This is a genomic window from Virgibacillus sp. CM-4 (assembly GCF_000445495.1).
GTDB classification, from domain to species: Bacteria; Bacillota; Bacilli; order Bacillales; family Amphibacillaceae; genus Virgibacillus; species Virgibacillus salexigens.
Window position 1 is genome coordinate 1,209,957 of record NZ_AUQA01000002.1, and the last position, 19,126, is coordinate 1,229,082.

14 protein-coding genes are annotated in these 19,126 nt (G+C 37.9%); 6 read left to right on the plus strand and 8 right to left on the minus strand.

All coding sequences use genetic code 11. From position 1 onward, the window contains the following. Positions 1 to 26 precede the first annotated feature (26 nt). Complete coding sequence (gene gltB, locus M948_RS29155) at positions 27 to 4,634, minus strand: glutamate synthase large subunit (RefSeq protein WP_021289973.1); 4,608 nt, start codon at positions 4,632 to 4,634, stop codon at positions 27 to 29. Between the two features lie 436 nt (positions 4,635 to 5,070). Between gltB and M948_RS29160 the strand changes: the two genes are divergently transcribed. Next, positions 5,071 to 6,084 carry an LLM class flavin-dependent oxidoreductase gene (locus M948_RS29160; RefSeq protein ID WP_021289974.1) on the plus strand — a complete coding sequence of 338 codons (1,014 nt, stop codon included), beginning with the start codon at positions 5,071 to 5,073 and terminating at the stop codon, positions 6,082 to 6,084. A 61-nt stretch (positions 6,085 to 6,145) separates the two neighbouring features. Here the strand turns inward: M948_RS29160 and M948_RS29165 are convergent, their stop codons facing one another. From M948_RS29165 to wrbA, 3 genes are all read right to left on the minus strand, one after another. Continuing rightward, complete coding sequence (locus M948_RS29165) at positions 6,146 to 6,931, minus strand: ion transporter (RefSeq protein ID WP_021289975.1); 786 nt, start codon at positions 6,929 to 6,931, stop codon at positions 6,146 to 6,148. Positions 6,932 to 7,204: 273 nt separating this feature from the next. Next, the gene (locus M948_RS29170) at positions 7,205 to 8,461 is read right to left on the minus strand and encodes a cytochrome P450 (protein WP_021289976.1); all 1,257 of its coding nucleotides are present in this window, start codon (positions 8,459 to 8,461) and stop codon (positions 7,205 to 7,207) included. Positions 8,462 to 8,578: 117 nt separating this feature from the next. Then, positions 8,579 to 9,181: an NAD(P)H:quinone oxidoreductase gene (wrbA, locus tag M948_RS29175; RefSeq protein ID WP_031335223.1), complete on the minus strand. Its 603-nt coding sequence runs from the start codon at positions 9,179 to 9,181 to the stop codon at positions 8,579 to 8,581. 338 nt (positions 9,182 to 9,519) lie between these two features. Between wrbA and htpX the strand changes: the two genes are divergently transcribed. Further along, positions 9,520 to 10,395 (plus strand): protease HtpX, encoded by an 876-nt coding sequence (gene htpX / locus M948_RS29180; RefSeq protein ID WP_021289978.1) that lies wholly within the window; start codon positions 9,520 to 9,522, stop codon positions 10,393 to 10,395. 41 nt (positions 10,396 to 10,436) lie between these two features. Here htpX and M948_RS29185 read toward each other — a convergent pair whose 3' ends face one another. The 3 genes from M948_RS29185 to M948_RS29195 all read right to left on the minus strand — a co-directional run bounded on the left by M948_RS29185 (position 10,437) and on the right by M948_RS29195 (position 13,323). Further along, entirely contained in the window at positions 10,437 to 11,036 is a 600-nt protein-coding gene (locus M948_RS29185; protein WP_021289979.1) for a response regulator transcription factor, read from the minus strand. Continuing rightward, positions 11,037 to 12,167 (minus strand): sensor histidine kinase, encoded by a 1,131-nt coding sequence (locus M948_RS29190; protein WP_021289980.1) that lies wholly within the window; start codon positions 12,165 to 12,167, stop codon positions 11,037 to 11,039. 115 nt (positions 12,168 to 12,282) lie between these two features. Then, positions 12,283 to 13,323, minus strand: a complete 1,041-nt coding sequence (locus M948_RS29195) for a fatty acid desaturase (RefSeq protein WP_021289981.1) — start codon at positions 13,321 to 13,323, stop codon at positions 12,283 to 12,285. Between the two features lie 351 nt (positions 13,324 to 13,674). Between M948_RS29195 and M948_RS29200 the strand changes: the two genes are divergently transcribed. Continuing rightward, a complete protein-coding gene (locus M948_RS29200) occupies positions 13,675 to 14,307 on the plus strand; it encodes an undecaprenyl-diphosphatase (protein WP_021289982.1) in 633 nt (210 codons plus the stop codon). Between the two features lie 217 nt (positions 14,308 to 14,524). Here the strand turns inward: M948_RS29200 and M948_RS29205 are convergent, their stop codons facing one another. Continuing rightward, positions 14,525 to 15,067, minus strand: coding sequence for a D-glycero-alpha-D-manno-heptose-1,7-bisphosphate 7-phosphatase (locus tag M948_RS29205; protein ID WP_021289983.1), 543 nt, complete (start codon positions 15,065 to 15,067; stop codon positions 14,525 to 14,527). 211 nt (positions 15,068 to 15,278) lie between these two features. Between M948_RS29205 and M948_RS29210 the strand changes: the two genes are divergently transcribed. The 3 genes from M948_RS29210 (at position 15,279) to M948_RS29220 (ending at position 19,012) form a co-directional block, all read left to right on the plus strand. Then, positions 15,279 to 15,980, plus strand: a complete 702-nt coding sequence (locus M948_RS29210; RefSeq protein ID WP_021289984.1) for a polyphosphate polymerase domain-containing protein — start codon at positions 15,279 to 15,281, stop codon at positions 15,978 to 15,980. 23 nt (positions 15,981 to 16,003) lie between these two features. Next, on the plus strand, positions 16,004 to 16,693 hold the full coding sequence (locus tag M948_RS29215) for a DUF4956 domain-containing protein (protein ID WP_021289985.1): 690 nt from the start codon (positions 16,004 to 16,006) through the stop codon (positions 16,691 to 16,693). A 69-nt stretch (positions 16,694 to 16,762) separates the two neighbouring features. Then, a complete protein-coding gene (locus M948_RS29220) occupies positions 16,763 to 19,012 on the plus strand; it encodes a carbohydrate-binding domain-containing protein (protein WP_021289986.1) in 2,250 nt (749 codons plus the stop codon). Positions 19,013 to 19,126: the final 114 nt, after the last annotated feature.

The window sequence follows — 19,126 nt, forward strand, 5'->3', positions numbered from 1 at the left end:
ATTGATTCTCTCGTTAGGCAAACAAATTATTGCAAGGCACCTACTTCTTTTTTCTCTTCTTTCACTGGTTGTTTACTCTCTTCAAAAGCTGTCATTTCAGCGTCATACTTGCTCATACCTCCAGCTCTTAAGGTAGTAATTCGTTCATTTATCTCAACAAATGCTTTTGGAATAATCTTTACAAATTGACTTACATATTTATCCCAATACGTTAAGATACGTTCTGCATGCGTACTATTCGTTTCGTTCACATGCTGTTGAATAATTCGATAAAGTCGTTGTATTTCTTCTTCATCTGCTAATGATTCTACATTTACCAATTCCTTATTAACGTTGTCACGGAAGGAATTCTCTTCATCGAATACATAAGCAACGCCACCAGACATACCAGCAGCAAAGTTTCTCCCAGTACTACCTAGTACAACCACTGTACCGCCAGTCATGTATTCACAGCCATGATCACCTACACCTTCAACAACGATGGTTGCACCACTATTCCTAACAGCAAAACGTTCACCTGCAAGCCCGCGGATATATGCTTCTCCCCTTGAGGCTCCATAGAATGCAACATTCCCTATGATCGTATTTTTTTCCGGAGGGAAGGTAACAATCGGATCTGGATGTACAATGATTTTCCCTCCAGAAAGTCCTTTACCAACAAAGTCATTTGCGTCTCCAATCAGCCTTAGAGTCATTCCAGGCGGAATAAATGCCCCAAAGCTTTGACCGGCAGATCCATTAAAATTGAGTTTAATCGTATCCTCAGGTAATCCTTGTTCTCCATAACGACTTGTTATTTCGCTACCAAGTAGGGCACCTGTTACACGGTTGATATTACGGATTGCTGTTGTAAATTCGACTGCTTTCTTCTTTTCAATTGCCTGTTTACAGTTTGGAATCAGCTCCTGATAATCAAGGGTCTTTTCAATTCCATGGTCTTGGCTAATCGTTGCATAACGTCCGACTTCAGCGGGAACATCTGGTTGATATAATAGGGCAGTTAAATCAACACCCTTTGCCTTCCAATGATCAATGGCTTCATTAAACTGCAATACATCCGTACGTCCTATCATTTCATTAATTGACCTAAACCCTAACTCAGCCATTAATTCACGAGCTTCTTGTGCAATAAACTTCATGAAGTTAACCACGTGATCTGGATCTCCCATGAATTTTTTTCGAAGTTCTGGGTTTTGCGTAGCAATCCCAACCGGACACGTATCTACATGACAGACGCGCATCATTACACAACCTAGTACCACGAGTGGCGCAGTAGAAAAACCATATTCCTCTGCCCCTAGTAAACTAGCAACAATAACATCTCTTCCTGTCATCATCTTACCGTCTGTTTCTACAACAATTCGATCCCTTAAACCATTTAATAATAGGGTTTGATGTGTTTCTGCAAGACCTATTTCCCAAGGCAATCCAGTATGTTTTAAACTAGTACGAGGAGCAGCACCTGTACCACCATCATACCCACTAATTAATACTAGGTCGGCACGCCCTTTTGCTACGCCAGCAGCAATTGTACCAACACCTACTGCAGAAACGAGCTTGACACTTATACGAGCTTTTGGATTCGTATTTTTTAAGTTATGGATTAATTCTGCCAAATCCTCAATCGAATAAATATCATGGTGTGGCGGTGGAGAAATAAGTTCAACCCCTGGAGTAGAACCACGCACTTCAGCTACCCATGGATATACTTTCTTCCCTGGCAAGTGCCCACCTTCTCCAGGTTTAGCTCCTTGTGCAATTTTGATTTGAATTTCGTCCGCATTCACTAAATAATGACTATTCACACCGAATCTACCTGACGCAACCTGTTTAATAGCACTTCTTCTTAATTCGCCATTTTCATCCCTGGTAAATCGGTCGGTTGATTCGCCGCCTTCTCCACTATTGCTTCGACCGCCAATCCGATTCATCGCAATTGCTAACGATTCATGTGCTTCTTTACTAATAGATCCGAAAGACATTGCACCTGTCTTAAACCTATGACAAATCGATTCTACTGATTCTACCTCCTCAATAGGTACAGGTTTTCTGTCTTTAAATGAAAGTAGACCACGAAGGGATTGCAGGTTTTCTTTTTCATCTGTTAATAGCTGAGAGTATTCTTTAAACAATTCATAATTTCCTGTTCGACAAGCATGTTGCAGTTTGTGAATTGTTTTTGGATTATACTGATGATCTTCTCCGTCTTTGCGGTATTGATAATCGTCACCTGCTTGCAAGGTGTTATTTCCTCCACGATTTTCAACAAATCCAGCTTGGTGACGCATACGTGTTTCTTGTTCTATTAAATCTAACCCGATACCACCAAGTCTTGATGCTGTATTTGTAAAATACGTATCTATTACATTTTGTTGAATGCCAATCGCTTCAAAAATTTGCGCCCCACGATAACTCTGAATCGTCGATATACCCATTTTAGACAAAATCTTAATAATACCGTCGGTAACCGATTTAATATACTTTTCAATGGCTTGCTTCTCTGATAAGCCTTCAATTTCTTGGCGCTCTACTAAATCTTCAATTGAGTGGTAGGCCAAATAAGGATTAATGCCTTCCGCACCATAGCCAATCAATGTTGCAAAATGATGTACTTCCCTCGGTTCTCCTGATTCGAGTAGTAGGCTAACTTTCGTACGCAATCCTTTCCGAATTAAATGATGGTGTAGTCCTGAAACAGCTAATAATGCTGGTATAGCAGCTTTGTCTTTGGTAATGCCTCTATCAGACAAGATAAGAATAATAGCACCTTCGTCAATCGCAGCATCTGCTTCGGTAAATAGACGATCTAATGCTTTTTCCAATGCATTTTCACCATCATTTATATCAAAATGCATAAATAATGTACTTGCCTTAAATCCTTCTAATTGCTGGATTCGTAACTTTTCTAACTCTCCATTTTTCAAGACCGGTGTTTTTAGCCGTATATGTCTACAGCTTTCTGCAGTTGGTTGTACTAAATTCCCTTCGGAGCCTATCGTTGTTTCTACCATCGTGATAATCTTCTCTCTAATTGCATCAATCGGGGGATTCGTTACTTGCGCAAACAACTGCTTAAAATAGTTATAGAGCAATTGCGGCTTCTTTGATAGTACTGCTAATGGCGAATCATATCCCATTGAACCAATTGGGTCCTTCCCATCCGTTACAAGCGGCTTAATAACTTTATTTAATTCCTCTCTTGTATAACCAAAGGCAAGTTGCTGCGTAATTAATTTTTCTTCACCAAATACAGGCTGTCGGTACATAACCTCTGGAATGTCGTCTAAATCGACTTTATTATTCAGCCATTCTTTATATGGCTGCTCAGATGCGATCTGCATCTTAATATCTTCGTCTGGTACAATTACTCCTTTTTCCAAATCTACTAATAGCATTCTACCTGGTTCTAGTCTTCGCTTATATAAAATGTCATCAGCAAATATATCTAAGGCGCCAACTTCTGAACCAAGCACAATCATGCCGCTTTTTGTTACATAGTACCTGGCTGGGCGAAGCCCATTACGGTCAAGACAAGCACCAATTTGTGTACCGTCAGAAAAAACAAGTGCTGCTGGACCATCCCAAGGTTCCATTAATGTACTATGGTATTCATAGAAATCACGTTTTTCTTCTTTTATCGCGTCATCATTCGCCCACGGTTCTGGTACCATCATCATCGCTGTATGTGCCAATGAACGACCTGATAAGTGAAGAAATTCAAAAGTATTATCAAATATTGATGAATCACTGCCTTCGTAATCAATCACAGGTAGGATTTTTTCCATATCTTCATCTGTAAAGTATTCTGATGAACAAAGCTGCTCTCTTGCACGCATCCAATTCACATTTCCTCGTAACGTATTAAATTCTCCATTATGAATGGTATAACGGTTTGGATGAGATCTTTTCCAACTCGGGAAGGTATTTGTACTAAAGCGAGAATGAACTAACGCAAGAGCAGATTTAAAATCAGGATGGTTTAAATCGATATAAAAGGCGTCCAGTTGTTCAGGAACTAACATCCCTTTATATACGATTGTACTTGAGGATAAGCTACTAATATAGACATCCTCATATTCAGGGGATTTTGCAGCTTCTTGTTCGATTCGTTTACGAATGACATATAACTTTCGTTCAAAAGCTTTTTGATCCTTAACATCCTCGGGTTTCTTGATAAAGATCTGGCGAATCGTCGGCATGCTTTTCGCTGCAACCTTCCCAATAAAAGATTCATTTATTGGAACTGGTCTCCATCCCAGTAACTGTTGTCCTTCCTCGCGAATAATCCGTTCGAACATCCTTTTGCATTCCATTCGTATGTCATGACTTCGTGGAAGAAATACCATTCCAACTCCATATTCACCTTTATCCGGGAGATGAATTCCTTCCTTCGCACACTGTTTTTGGAAGAATCGGTTTGGAATTTGGGTTAGTATTCCAGCACCATCACCTGTACTAGTATCAGCTGACTGACCCCCGCGATGTTCCAGGTTACAAAGAATATTAATCGCATTCTGTACGATATTGTGGGTTTTCTTGCCATTTATATTTGCTATCATCCCGATTCCACATGCTTCATGCTCGAAATCAGGATGATAAAGACCCTGTTGTTCAGGAAATCCGTTCTTCGGCATCCCAACATCCCCTTTCTTGACATTAAAATATGCCTTTAAATTTTAAATTGTCGAATAATTTACCGCAATCTAAAATACTCCCATAAAAGTTTTCAAACTGTTCTACGCATTCGGAAAAAGGTATAGTAGGATTATAATATCATAAAACTAATTTTACCTCAAAATTCAGATAAGTTATTTTAATACAAAATTATTAAAATTTAATAAATGAAAACGCTGTCTTTTTCCTATTTTAAAAAACTTTATTCATCTAAACTGCATGCAATGCCAAGGTTTTTGGGGAGTTTACAAAATATTTCACAAAAATTTTATTTTTTATCGAAAAATTTCTTTTAATTCCTTTTTTGAAAACGCTTAAATAAATGAGCTGATTATTGGACGGTTATATGAAATACTCGTATCATTTCTTCATAAGAAATGATTAGGAGTGAATAAAATGGCAAAGCATTCAAGAACATTTCAAAATATACCCCTCTCTGTCTTGGATTTGGCTCCTGTAAATGAAGGAAGCACCCCAAGAGAGTCCTTCAAAAACAGTGTAGACCTCGCCAAGCATGTAGAAAAACTTGGTTTCCATCGCTATTGGTTAGCGGAACATCATAATATGCCTGGTATTGCAAGCTCTGCAACATCTGTTATTATTGGCCATATAGCTGAAAATACGAATCACATACGAGTTGGTGCTGGTGGAATAATGTTGCCAAATCATGCAACATTAGTAATTGCCGAACAATTCGGAACACTTGAATCCCTTTATCCTGGACGCATTGATCTTGGATTAGGTAGGGCACCAGGTAGTGATCAAGCTACCGCTTATGCATTACGACGGACATTAAACATGCGTGTAGAAGATTTTCCGATGCAAGTGAACGAATTACAGGATTACTTTTCGGATCATCCGGTTTCAAACGTCAAATCAGTTCCAGGTCAAGGTTTAGATATCCCAATTTGGTTACTTGGTTCTAGTGACTTTAGTGCAAGATTAGCTGCACAAAAAGGGCTCAGCTTCTCCTTTGCAAGTCATTTTGCACCAGCATATACAATTCCAGCATTAAATCTATATCGAGAACAATTCCAGCCTTCAGAAGTAATGGAAAACCCGTATGCGATGGTAGGAGTGAATGTGATTGCTGCCGACACAGATGAGAAAGCACATTATCTGGCTACCTCCCTTCAGCAGCAATTCTTGAATATGCGGAGAGGGCAACCTACCAAACTAAAACCGCCAATCAAAGATATTGAAGCCCATTTTTCAGCAATGGAGCTTGAAGCAATTAAGCAATCACTTGATCCACGAACAACCATCATCGGAAGTAAAGAAACCGTCCGAAAAGGGCTGGAGAACTTCTTAACGGAAACACAAGCGGATGAAATGATTATTAGTGCCCAAATATATAATCAAGAAGACAGAGAACGTTCCTTTGAGATCATATCTGAATTGATGGATTAACATCTAATTATAAGAGCAAACATAAGCCCCCAATGTATTAACACATTGGGGGCTTATGTAATTATTTTTTCTCTTTTAATAGTTCTTTGACTTCCTGTAATTCCGCTTGTAATTCTGCTAATTTAATATCAGTCGGTGATGGTGTATCCTCGCGATTCGCTTCCTCTACATTATTTACTACAACACCGACAAACAGATTGACGATGACAAACGCCCCAATCAAAATAAAAGTCACAAAATACCACCAAGAAGATGGATCTTCTGCTAAAATTGGACGCATCACGCCACTTGCCCAAGACTCTAACGTAATAACTTGGAAAAGTGTTAATAAGGATTGGTGAAGTGTTCCGAAATATTCTGGTGCTATGGACTGATACAGCATTGTACCAATGACACCGTATATATAGAAGAATATGCCAAGCAACAACATAATGGTACCCATCGATGGGATCGTTAATAATAATGCATTAACCATTTTTCGTAATGAAGGAATAATAGATATAGCTCGAAGCACACGAAGGACACGTAAGATTCTTAAAACCATTACATAATGTGACCCAACTAATAAGTGACCACTTAATACAATCACAAAATCAAAAACGCTCCATGGATCTTTGAAAAAAGCCTTCACAGATGAACTACCTATTAAACGGATAACAATCTCTATCGTAAATATCCACAACAGGATACGATCTGCAATGAAAATCCAATTCAAATAATTTTCCGCAATGTAATTATATGTTTCTAAACCTACCAAAATGGCATTCAAAATAATTAATATAATAATTGTGTTATAAAAAGCAGGATGATCAGCAAGCACTGCACATTTTTTACGAATCGTACGCATATGGAAGTGTTCCTCCTTTTCTCTCTGTAGTAATTTTACTGATTTCACCGTGGTTTGTCACCTATTCAAACACTTCATTATGTTAATTTTTAGTGAACAACTACAGCGAATTTATATATGTCTTATAGAGAATAGGAGTGGTTGCTGCCTGCTAATTATAGTCTAATAACATATTTTCTAAAGTAGCTGGGTACTTACTTACAAGATCAATTTAGGGTAACGATGACAAAAGCGAGAGCTATCCCAACGATAGCTAACTTAGAGGAGCATAATCTAGTACGAACATCTTCGAACATGATTTATGATCAATCTATTAGCTGGGATTGCTGGCATACGTTTCAAACTATATCTTAAATCTTGTTCTGGAATCTCGTAACTCATACGCTCCGTTAGAAAATGTAAGCTCGACTTCATTAATTCAATCGTGATCCATTCTCCTGCACAACGATGCCCCAAATCATACTCCCCACCTCCTTGTGGGATAAAGTTAAAAGGATTTCCTTCCCATTTCAAAAAGCGTTTAGGGTTAAACGTATATGGGTTTTCCCATAGTGTACTATCGTGATTGGTTCCGTAAATATCAAGTAAAACTAACGTATTCTTTTTAAACAAAACATGATTCCAGGTAAAGTCTCTATTCACTCGTGCACCTGTAAACGGAGCAAATGGATAATATCTCCGAACTTCTTGTACAAACATTTCCTTATTCTGATCACGATTGTCTCCAGACATTATTTCCTGTTTTGCTTCTGGAAATTCGTATAGAGCCAAAGTAGAAAACGTAATAAAACGACCGATTGCCGTAATAGGACGTAATAAATTTAGAACTTCTACTGCCGCTGTATGCACATCTAGCAACTCTCCCGATAAATCACGATGCCACGTTATCTTGTAAAGCGGTGTATTCGAATCAATGATGATATTACTATGCCTAACTTCTTCAACGATATAAGTAATCCATTTTTCTGCCCGTTTTCGTGCGATGCGTCCTCGCCAGTGTCTCGGTCCAGCTGCACCAAAAGCATCAATCATTGCCGATAAATCAGACGTTCTTGTGTGAAGATTGATTGCACGAATCGGCACCCCTGTCCATTGACAAGCGGTAATACACATGAGCTTCTCTAACTCATGAAACAATTCTACTTCTTCTATAGCCTCCCATCGCTTTATTGCAATCTCCCATTGTTTTTCTGCAATTTGCTTTATTTTCTTTAAACTATCACAAGTCATTAGGTCCATAAATAATGCTTTCCTATGTTTATGTGCTTGTTCATCCAATCCCTGAACACCACCTTTACCAAATAAACTCTTTAAAATCCGGCGGGGAGCCGCTCCTTGACGCTTAAATAAATCTTGATTATAAAAAAGTTCCGCTGCTTCCTGTCCACGAATACAAATGACTTTTTGTCCCAGCAATCTCGTTTGAATAACAGAAGTGTTGGAAGCACGCATTCGATTAGGAATAAAGCAATACCCCTCTTTTAAAAGGTTGACGCTATGATCCAACCCCGACTCTTTCGGTAATACCACTGTCAGACAACTCCTTTATTTCATATTGTTTGTAGTAGCATTCCCTATCGAAAACAACATCCATTCACTGATAGATAAAAAAACTGAATCGAAATCATCGATTCAGCTTTTTCCTATTTATTGATTTACTTTTTCTGCAACTTCAATTGTACGTTTTGTTTGATGCTTGACTGCTGCTTCTACGTCTTCCACCATGTTACCATCTTGACCCTGCGTGACACTTGTACCATATGGATTACCACCAGCTGCATAAGCAACATCATCCGTATAGCCTGGTGGTACAATAATTGCACCCCAATGCATCATCGATGTATATAGTGATAAAATCGTTGCTTCTTGTCCACCATGTGGATTTGATGCGGATGACATCCCACTTACTACTTTATTTACTGTTTTGCCAGAAGCCCATAGACCACCCTGCAAATCTAGAAATTGCTTCATTTGTGAAGCTACGTTTCCAAAGCGTGTTGGCGTTGAGAAGATGATTGCATCTGCCCACTCAATATCGTCAGAAGTAGCTTCTTTTACATCTTTTGTTGCATCATAGTGTGCCTTCCAAGCTGGATTAGATTCAATTGCCGCCTCTGGTGCAAGTTCAGGAACCTTCACTAACCGTACTTCCGCGCCTGCAGCCTTGCCAGCTTCTTCTGCCCATTTTGCTAATTGATAATTGATACCAGTTGAACTGTAATAAATAATAGCTAATTTAACATTACTCATCTGTTTCTTCTCCTTTATAAAAAATATTTTATCAAGAAATCCCATATTGCTTACTGTCTCCTTGCTGTAAATAATTATTCGATAAAGTAACTAACAACTGTTAATCACATACTACTTTTTAACAACCTAATTACTTTATGTAACTATAGTAAACCAGTATATAACTTATGTCAAGTAAATTTGTTATCAAAAGTAATTTTAGTGATATATAGATTCATACCCTATTTTGTAACAAATCCTACAAAAATACAGTGAATTATTGGTTGTACGTGTTGTTTTAGCATAATATAATTAATGTGAAAGATTCACAAAAAAGACTATTGGTAAAGGGTGAGATTGTGGGAAAACGAATTTTTTACTTTCTGTTAACAAATGTTCTTGTTCTAGCAACCATCACGATTATCTTTACACTCATTCCCGGAACATGGAACTACATTGGGCAGGACGGTCAGCTTCATTTAGGTACATTACTCTTATTTAGTGCTGTCATCGGTTTTACAGGTTCCTTTATTTCCTTAGCGATGTCACGTTGGATGGCGAAACGAATGATGGGTGTTCGCGTCATTGACCCAAATAAGGAAATGTCGCAGCGTGAAAGAGAAGTTGTTGAGAAAGTTCATCGCTTATCTCGTGCAGCAGGGCTTATGCACATGCCGGAAGTAGGGATCTATGATTCGCGAGAAGTAAATGCATTTGCCACCGGTGCGACAAAGAAGCGTTCTTTAGTAGCAGTATCTACTGGATTATTGTATGAAATGGATGATGACGCTGTTGAAGGGGTAATTGCTCATGAAGTTGCACATATTTCAAATGGAGATATGGTTACCATGACTTTATTACAAGGAGTTGTAAATACATTTGTTGTCTTTTTAGCTCGTATTGCAGCGTTTGTTGTGAGTCGCTTTGTAAAGGAAGAGTTAGCTCCAATCGTACATTTTATTGCGATTATCCTGTTCCAGCTTGTTTTTTCCATCCTTGGTAGCTTAGTGGTATTTGCTTATTCTAGACATAGGGAATTCCACGCTGACCGTGGTGGGGCAGACTTAGCTGGTAAAGATAAGATGAGACATGCTTTAGAATCGTTACGTGTATATTCAAACCGCGTACGAGGAGAAGAAACTTCAATTGCTACGCTAAAAATTAATGGGACGAAAAAGACATCGATCTTTTCAACGCATCCTAGCCTAGATGAGCGCATTGACCGATTAGTATAAACAAACCCTCCTTAAATAAGGAGGGTTTTTGGTTCAGCTAATTACTCAAACCAACCGGATTCCTTGTATTTAGCTATTGCTTCAATGCGATTTCCAACTTCTAATTTATCAAGAATAACAGATATATAATTACGGACTGTACCTGTAGTAATGTATAATCTCTTGGCAATCTCCTTTGTACTCGCTCCAACAGCTAACAGGCGCAGGACCTGCTCTTCTCGTTCTGTTAACGGATTTTCGTTATTATACGCTAAATCAATAAGCTCTGGAGAATAAACCTTACGACCACTAACGATAACTCTGATCGAATTTGCCAATTCTTCACTCGGACTATCCTTAAGTAAATAGCCACTTACCTGTGCTTTCCTAGCACGCTCAAAATAACCAGATCTTGCAAAGGTTGTTAAGATAATTACTTTACATTGCTCATCTTTTATTGCTTCTGCAGCATCTAGCCCACTCTTTAGCGGCATTTCAATATCCATCATACAAACGTCCGGTTGCTGTTCCTTAACTAACCGAATAGCTTCTTCACCATTACTCGCTTTACCAACTACTTTCATGTCCTCCTCTAAATTAAGCAAGGAACCAAGCGCGCCCAACAACATTGTCTGATCTTCAGCAAGTACAATTCGAATCATCTAAGCCCTCCCTTCTGATTGTTTGATTACGGTTGGAATACGAATTGTTATTTGAGTACCCTCTGAACCAGTTATTTTCATACGGCCATTTACAAACTCCAAACGCTCCTTTATACCACGAAGACCGTTGCCTTCATTTTGCTGCAAAAGATTAGAATTGCCGATCCCGTTATCTTTCACCTCCATCACCCAATCACTTGCAGTTTGTTGTATACTAATAAAACACTCCGTAGCATAACTATGTTTTACCACATTAGTTACAGCTTCTCGTAAACACATACTTAATACATTTTCTAACAGAACTGGTGCCTTTATGAAATCTTCATCAATGTCTGTGTATAATTGCATTTGCGCAGCATCAATCATCTGCTTTGCATGAATAATTTCTTCCTTTAATTTTACATTTTTCATTTCGGATACCATATCTCTCACTTCTTTTAATGCGGTTCTAGCTGTTTGGTTAATATCACCTAATTCATTCCTTGCCGATTCTGGATCAATATGAACTAATTTCCCTGCTAAATCACTCTTCAACCCAATAAGCGATAATTTTTGTCCTAAGGTATCATGCAAATCACGTGCAATTCGCTGTCGCTCTTTAATAACCATTAGTTGTGCTATCTTCTTATTCGCGTCCTCCAACTGATGCTCTAGTTTGTCCTGTTTATTGCGGTTATAGCGTGTAAAAGGCAGAAGAATGACTCCGAAAACCGTGATGGCAATAAACGGCAATTGCGGTAAAAAGAGTTGCCCATGCATATAAAAACCAAAACTAACCGCTGAAAGCGTTGTGACTAAGTGAATGACATACAAAGTAATAAAGCCTTTTTTATTATCCATATTACCAATGAAAAAAGCTAAAAACAGAGAAAAATATACATACCCAAAGTATAGTGTCATTCCGATACTAATGGCTATTTGAATACTAACAGAAAAATATACCGTCCATCCTTTTTTAATAAAAGCAAGTCGATATGTGGTAAAGAAAAGCACAATGAGCGCTATTCCAATAGCTATTTCTATAAAATTTGACGAACGGACAATAAAATAAAAGGGCAATAAACAAAAAACAACCCACGCAAAAGCACTTAATCCTGTATTTTTTGGAAAAATATGATACCAGTTTTGCATTATTCGCCCTCCTTTATCCGATGTGTAAAGTATAGCAAAATATTTACCTGACAACTTCCCTTTTTTGAAATAAAAAAAGACTGACGTAAAAGTCAGTCCCTTGAAGCCCCATACATTACTTTTCTTGAATACTCGTTTTCATCGATACATTTGTCGTTTTTTTCTGTAACGCTTTGATATCTTTAAAACTCATAAATGTTTTTGAAGCTTCATCATAGACACGAAAACGAATTGATTGCAAACTCGTTCGTAATGTTATCGTTGTTGCTTTCTGAAGTGGCGGTGTTGACTCGTGTGCAGGTTCTAAATGATAGTTAGGTACCTTAGGACTTAAGTGATGTACATGGTGAAAACCAATATTCCCTGTCATCCATTGTAAGACCTTTGGCAGCTTATAATACGAACTTCCATCAACAGCAGCTTTTACATAATCCCATTCGGCTTCATTCTCAAAATAAGAATCCTCAAATTGGTGCTGAACATAAAACAACCAAATTCCTAGCGACCCAGAGATAAATAAAATTGGTAGCTGGATAATGAGAAAAGCACTCCAGCCAACTGCCCAAATTAAGCAAGCGTAGATAACTAGGATTGATAAATTAATCACATACGTATTGTATCGCTCTTTTCTCTTTGCGCCTTTTCGATTAAACCGATTCGATAGTAAGAAGAGATACAAGGGACCTAACCCAAACATAACAATAGGGTTTCTGTATAGACGGTATGCTAGCTTTCTCCAAAAAGAAGCTTCTAAATATTCATCCACCGTCATGATCCACACATCGCCTGTACCACGCTTGTCTAGATTACTGCTTGTTGCATGATGAATCGCATGACTGCGTTTCCATTTTTCAAACGCAAATAAAGTAATAACTCCTGTGATGGTTCCTATAATTCGGTTAGCTTTTGGGTTCTTAAAGAAAGAGCTATGGGTACAATCATGAAAAATAATAAATATTCGAATTACGAATCCAGATGCAACAACAGCTAAACCAAGTGTAAGCCAGATGGAAATGGCAAGACTTTGGTAAGCAAGGTACCATAACAGTATAAAGGGTAGAATTGTATTTATAAGTTGGAGTATGCTCCGTTTTACATCCGAATTCGCAAATCGAGCCACACTTTTCCTTAATTGAGCTTGTTTTTGTCTACTCATGTTTTCCTCCTAGTTTATAGCTTTTCTTTCATCTTAATACGATCTAAGAGAGACCTGAAGGCATAAATATCAAGGAGGATATATGACAAGTATCATATATCGACAATTAGTGCCTCTTCTGTTCAATTACCAGTAATACATAAACCCAAGATAAAACTTCCTAATCACCATTGAAGTTCATATCATCCTCCTTTTTTATGATATAAATCAGCTAAACGCAGTTGTTTATTTTTCATCAAGCCGACCAAAAAGCATTAGATTTGTCGAATTTTTATATTTCAGGCTTGGGTACTTGAAAAATTTTACAGCACCCATCGTCGTTTCACCGCTTTAGGAGGAAATAGTGATATTATGGAGCTTCTACAAATAAATCATAGCTTATTTCGTTTCATTAATAATTTAGGTAAGCAATTCCCTAGTCTCGACCCAATCATTATCTTTATTGCTGAATACCTTGCCTTTATCTTAGCGTTTGGTGTAATTATTATTTGGTTTACTCGACATAGACAGCATAGACGTATGATTATGAGTGCCTTGATTGCTTTCTTTCTTGCTGAGATCTTAGGAGTTATAGCTAGCAGTGTTCATTTTAATAACCAACCTTTTTGCGAACTAACAAATGTTAACCAGTTAATCACGCATGAAGTTGATAACTCTTTTCCAAGTGACCATACTATTTTATTCTTTTCATTTTGTCTTACCTTTTGGCTGTTCCAAAGAAAAGGTGGGTGGATGTGGATTAGCTTGGCTATAGGCGTAGGTATATCTCGGATTTGGGTTGGGGTACATTATCCTTTCGATGTAGCAGCGGGAATTATTTTAAGCACATTCGCAGCAATGATTGCTTTTCAATTCACAACAAGACTATTAGTTGTAGATAAAGTACTTATTTTCTATGAGAAACTAGAACAACGAATATTTCCCAACTTAAAAAAGAAGGATAGCCAACAGCAGCATAACAACGGCAAAACAACCCACGTATAACTGGACTAAGACATTACAAAAACGGATATTTCTTAAATTCCAAACATTGAGCTATTGAACCGCAATCCAAAATAGGCATGCTTTCCAGAGGAATGATCTTAGGAATTGCTTACTCGTTTGGAACTTGCCTATTTCATTCACTGTGATTTTCGAATAGTTATATTCCCTTTCTTTCGGCAGTAATACAACTTACTAGAACGAATCATGAAAATCATCTTTACTTTTTTGACTTATGAAGATCACATAAAAACACTGCTGCGGCTAGGAGATTTGGAAAAGTCCAATCTGCTTTGCTTGTTGTTTGCCGGTTTCCTACTAGAATTGTTTTTACACCCGCTTTCTTACCAGCCTCCACATCTACTTCTCGATCACCAACCATAAAACTATGTTGTAAATCAATTTGATGTTTCCTTGCTAGTGTATAGATCATTTCTGGTTTTGGCTTACGACAGGCGCAGTTAGCATCGGGCTTATGTGGGCAATAAGCAATATCGTCAATATGCCCATCAGATTTAGCTATTTCCTCCTTCATCTTTTTATGTACCGCATGTAAATTTTCCTCATTCATATACCCTAGTCCAATTCCACCTTGATTCGTCACAACAAACACCTTATAACCTAAATCATTACATATTTTTATTGCCTCAGCTACACCTTCTAACAGGTAAACATCTGCAGGCTGATTTACAAATTTCACCCGCTTTGTTAAAACTTCATTGACAACTCCATCCCGATCTAAAAAGACGGCCGACTGTTTCATACTGCTCCTCCTCACTATGCGTTATTACTTTATTTTGAACCAATTTGTCTTGTTTTATAGATGAATACTGTTTAGTGTTCTCTAAAAACGATTAACAATATCTTAACTTGACATTCACTTGACACATTTCCTATATACACTGTTATTGTCCACGGCATGAAGGAGGTTAACCCACATATTGTTTCAATGAACCTAGAAAGGAGGCAAATAAATGCCAATACAAACTTCTTTTAACCCAAAAGGACGTAATGAATTAAAACACGCGATATCTGTAGCAGAATATCACGTGTTACAAGATAAACTACAACATTACCTAAGAAGAGATCCAAACGCTAAACGAAACGGGAGATATCTTATTCGATCTACCTATTTTGATAACTTTGACAATAAAGTATTACAGGAAAAGAAAGAAGGATACTTGAATAGAGATAAATACCGTGTCCGTATATATGGAAAAAGCGGTAAAGTCATTCATTTAGAACGTAAAAGTAAGCGTAATAACCTCACATTTAAAACCAAATGCGAGATTTCAAGATCCGAGTTTGAAAAACTACGGATAGGCGATATTACCTGGATGGAAAACGACGAAAGGGCACTCATCCGTGATCTAATGTTCGAAATGAAGTACCATCAGCTAAAGCCGAAAGCGGTAGTTGATTATGAACGAGAACCGTGGATCTATCCATATGGCAATGTTCGCATTACCTTTGATATGAAGGTGCAGTCAAGTATACAAAATACAGATATGTTCAATAGACATTTGCCAATGATAGATGTATTAGAACCTCATTTAATTATTTTAGAAGTAAAATACGATGCGTACTTGCCAGACGTTATTAAACATCTCTTACAATTATCGGATACCAGACAGGAAGCGTATTCCAAGTATCAATTAAGTCGCATGTATGGTTAAAAAAAGCTAAAGGAGAGAGAAATATGGATTCAAACACAACAAACTTTTCAGATATATTCAAATCAAGTTTTTTAGAAAATACATCATCCTTTTCCATCGTAGATTCCTTACTTGGACTTGGATTATCATTCCTAATAGGATTATTCATTTACATGATTTATAAGAAAACATTTAAAGGCGTAATATACTCACATTCATTTAATATTTCATTAGTTATTATGACGATGGCTACAGCATTGGTCATTATGGGAATCAGTCAAAACGTATTATTATCACTTGGTATGGTAGGTGCATTGTCGATTGTACGGTTCCGAACACCCATTAAAGACCCAATGGACTTAGTATTTTTATTTTGGTCTGTAATTGCAGGTATATTATGTGGAGCAGGTTTTCTATTATTAGCTATTGTCGGTACCATCGTTATTGGCATTGTCATTGTATTATTTGGAAACAAAATTAAGGTAGAAAATCCTTATCTTTTAGTCGTTAAATACAATAATGATCGCCTTGGAAACCAAATAGAAAGTCTGATTAACGAAAAAACGAAACGATTTTCTTTAAAATCAAAATCTATCATACAACATGATGAAATCGAGGTTACATATGAAATCAGAGTTAAAGAGAATGACTCTGCCATCACATCCGAAATTTCAACAATGGATTGTGTCAATTCAGCAGTCATGTTGAGTTACGATGGTAACTTCACGGCATAAACAAGGCAACGAAGTAGTTCTATTCCATTAGGCTACTTCATTCCTATCATGATAAAGGGAGGTTATACAATGAAGGTAAAGAATATCTGGATCGTATTTTTTATTAGTATTCTATTAATGATCAGTGGTTGCGGAACCGAGCAAGCTGCAACAACTAGGCAATCAGATAAGCTGATTAGTAACTTAGTTACTTATGATAAGGAAGATGCGTATACAGATTGGGATAATGAAGATGTTACCCATATATATCTGGACAAAACAACTGCTAATGTTGATGGAAACGAAGGGGTAGTTGTTGAAGATCAAAACATATCCATCCGTACGACTGGTACGTATGTAATTGAGGGAACATTAGAAGACGGTCAGATTGTCATTGATGCAGAAGATGATGGGACAGTACGGCTCGTAATGAATGGTGCTACCATTAACTCATCAACGAGTGCTCCTATCTATATCAAACAAGCAGATAAAACCATCTTGTCTTTAGAGGGAAATACGGAGAATACAGTAACAGACCCTGAACAATATACGTATGAAGATGCCGACGAACTAAAAGCAGCCATCTTTAGTAAAGATGATTTAACCATCAACGGCACTGGCAACTTAACAGTGAATGGAAACTATAACGACGGAATCACGAGTAGAGATGAGTTAAAGATTACTGGTGGTACCATTGAAGTAACGGCAAAAGATGACGGCATTGTTGGACGAGACTTATTTACAATGAAAGACGCTGCTATTTCTGTTACATCTACCGGTGATGGAATAAAAGCCTCGAATGATGAGGATGAGCAAAAAGGAAATATCGTCTTACAAAGTGGTTCTTTATTCGTTGAAGCATCCAAAGGTGACGGTGTCCAAGCTGAAAAAGCAATAGTCGCTGTTGATGGGGAATATACGATAACATCAGGTGGCGGAAGTCCAGAAACAATTGAAACAAACCAAGCAGGCGGCGGTATGGAAGCGGGCGGCCCAATGGGTAACCAAGATATTTCCACCATGATTGATCGTTTATTGGAACAAATTGATGTTTCTGAGGAAGTAAAAGAACAGCTCCAAAACGCGGAAAGCTTTGAAGATATGCAAGCAATTATACAAGAAAATCCAGAAATCCAAGAACAAATGCAAACTTCTGGTGGAATGCCTGGTGGCCAGCCTCCTCAAGGAAAAGCACCTCAAGCACCAAACCAAAACAATAATTCCCAAAGCCAGGAGAATGCAAGAAACGCATCAAATACCGATGTATCATCACAATCAGCTAATGAAGAAACGGATTCTGAAAATACAGTTAGTACAAAAGGTATCAAGGCTGGAACCGATCTGACTATTGTTGGCGGCACATTCACGATTGATGCCTTAGATGATGCGATTCATAGCGATCAGGATGTTACCATTTCTGGTGGTGAATCATACCTTTCTACAGGCGATGATGCCCTGCACGGAGATGGAGACCTTACCATTGAAGGTGGAACAACTACGGTTGCTAAAAGTCTAGAAGGTGTTGAAGCAACAAATATTACAATCACAGAAGGCACAACCTATATTCATGCAGAAGATGACGGTATCAATGTTAACGGAGGAAGTACTGAAGGAGAGATGCCAGGTATGGGTGGCGCTGGTGGTGCGCCCCCTTCTGATAATGGGGGAAACGCGACTAGCGAGCAACAAGAACAAACATCTACAACAGAAGAAGTATCAAGCGAGGAAGGACAATTACTGATTGAAAATGGGTATGTCTATATTAACGCCAATGGTGATGGCTTAGATTCTAATTCGTCCATAAAAATGACGGGTGGTAAAGTACTTGTCTATGGTCCAACTCAATCAATGAATGGATCCTTAGATTATGATCAATCCTTTATTATTGAAGGTGGTATGTTAGTTGCTAGTGGAAGTAGTGGAATGGCACAAGGAATCTCTGAAGAATCCACACAACAAGCCATTATGATGACGTTCCCTGAAATGCAGGATGCAGATACATCTATATACCTAGAAGATAGTGCAGGCGAGCAAATACTTGGTATAGCTCCTGAGAATGCATTCCAGTCTGTATTGATTAGTACACCATCTCTTGAAAAAGACGAATCCTATACATTCAACGCAGGTGGTAAATTAACAGGTGAAAGTAACGATGGGGTATATCAAGATGCGACTTACCAAGAAGGTTCCTTAGCCGTCGATTTTCCGCTTTCTGAAGTTATGACGTATATAGATGAATCAGGAGTGACCGAAAATCAATCAAATAACATGTTCGGTGGAAATCGTGGAGGAAATCAAAGAAACGGTGACGGCAATCCACGGAGTAGCAATCAAAACTAAAAATAAACAAAAACGAGGCTGAGACAAAAGTATCTTATTCCTATAATAATCCGAACGATCGCATTCGAATCTGTTCGGATTATTTGTTTACCTATTTTGGTTTGGTTGTGTCCC

Bases quoted from the DNA above. Each gene is read 5' to 3' on its own strand.
- gltB (WP_021289973.1), bottom strand. From the start codon at position 4,634: ATGCCGAAGAACGGATTTCCTGAACAACAGGGTCTTTATCATCCTGAT.
- M948_RS29160 (WP_021289974.1), top strand. From the start codon at position 5,071: ATGGCAAAGCATTCAAGAACATTTCAAAATATACCCCTCTCTGTCTTG.
- M948_RS29165 (WP_021289975.1), bottom strand. From the start codon at position 6,931: ATGCGTACGATTCGTAAAAAATGTGCAGTGCTTGCTGATCATCCTGCT.
- wrbA (WP_031335223.1), bottom strand. From the start codon at position 9,181: ATGAGTAATGTTAAATTAGCTATTATTTATTACAGTTCAACTGGTATC.
- M948_RS29185 (WP_021289979.1), bottom strand. From the start codon at position 11,036: ATGATTCGAATTGTACTTGCTGAAGATCAGACAATGTTGTTGGGCGCG.
- M948_RS29190 (WP_021289980.1), bottom strand. From the start codon at position 12,167: ATGCAAAACTGGTATCATATTTTTCCAAAAAATACAGGATTAAGTGCT.
- M948_RS29195 (WP_021289981.1), bottom strand. From the start codon at position 13,323: ATGAGTAGACAAAAACAAGCTCAATTAAGGAAAAGTGTGGCTCGATTT.
- M948_RS29200 (WP_021289982.1), top strand. From the start codon at position 13,675: ATGGAGCTTCTACAAATAAATCATAGCTTATTTCGTTTCATTAATAAT.
- M948_RS29205 (WP_021289983.1), bottom strand. From the start codon at position 15,067: ATGAAACAGTCGGCCGTCTTTTTAGATCGGGATGGAGTTGTCAATGAA.
- M948_RS29210 (WP_021289984.1), top strand. From the start codon at position 15,279: ATGCCAATACAAACTTCTTTTAACCCAAAAGGACGTAATGAATTAAAA.
- M948_RS29215 (WP_021289985.1), top strand. From the start codon at position 16,004: ATGGATTCAAACACAACAAACTTTTCAGATATATTCAAATCAAGTTTT.
- M948_RS29220 (WP_021289986.1), top strand. From the start codon at position 16,763: ATGAAGGTAAAGAATATCTGGATCGTATTTTTTATTAGTATTCTATTA.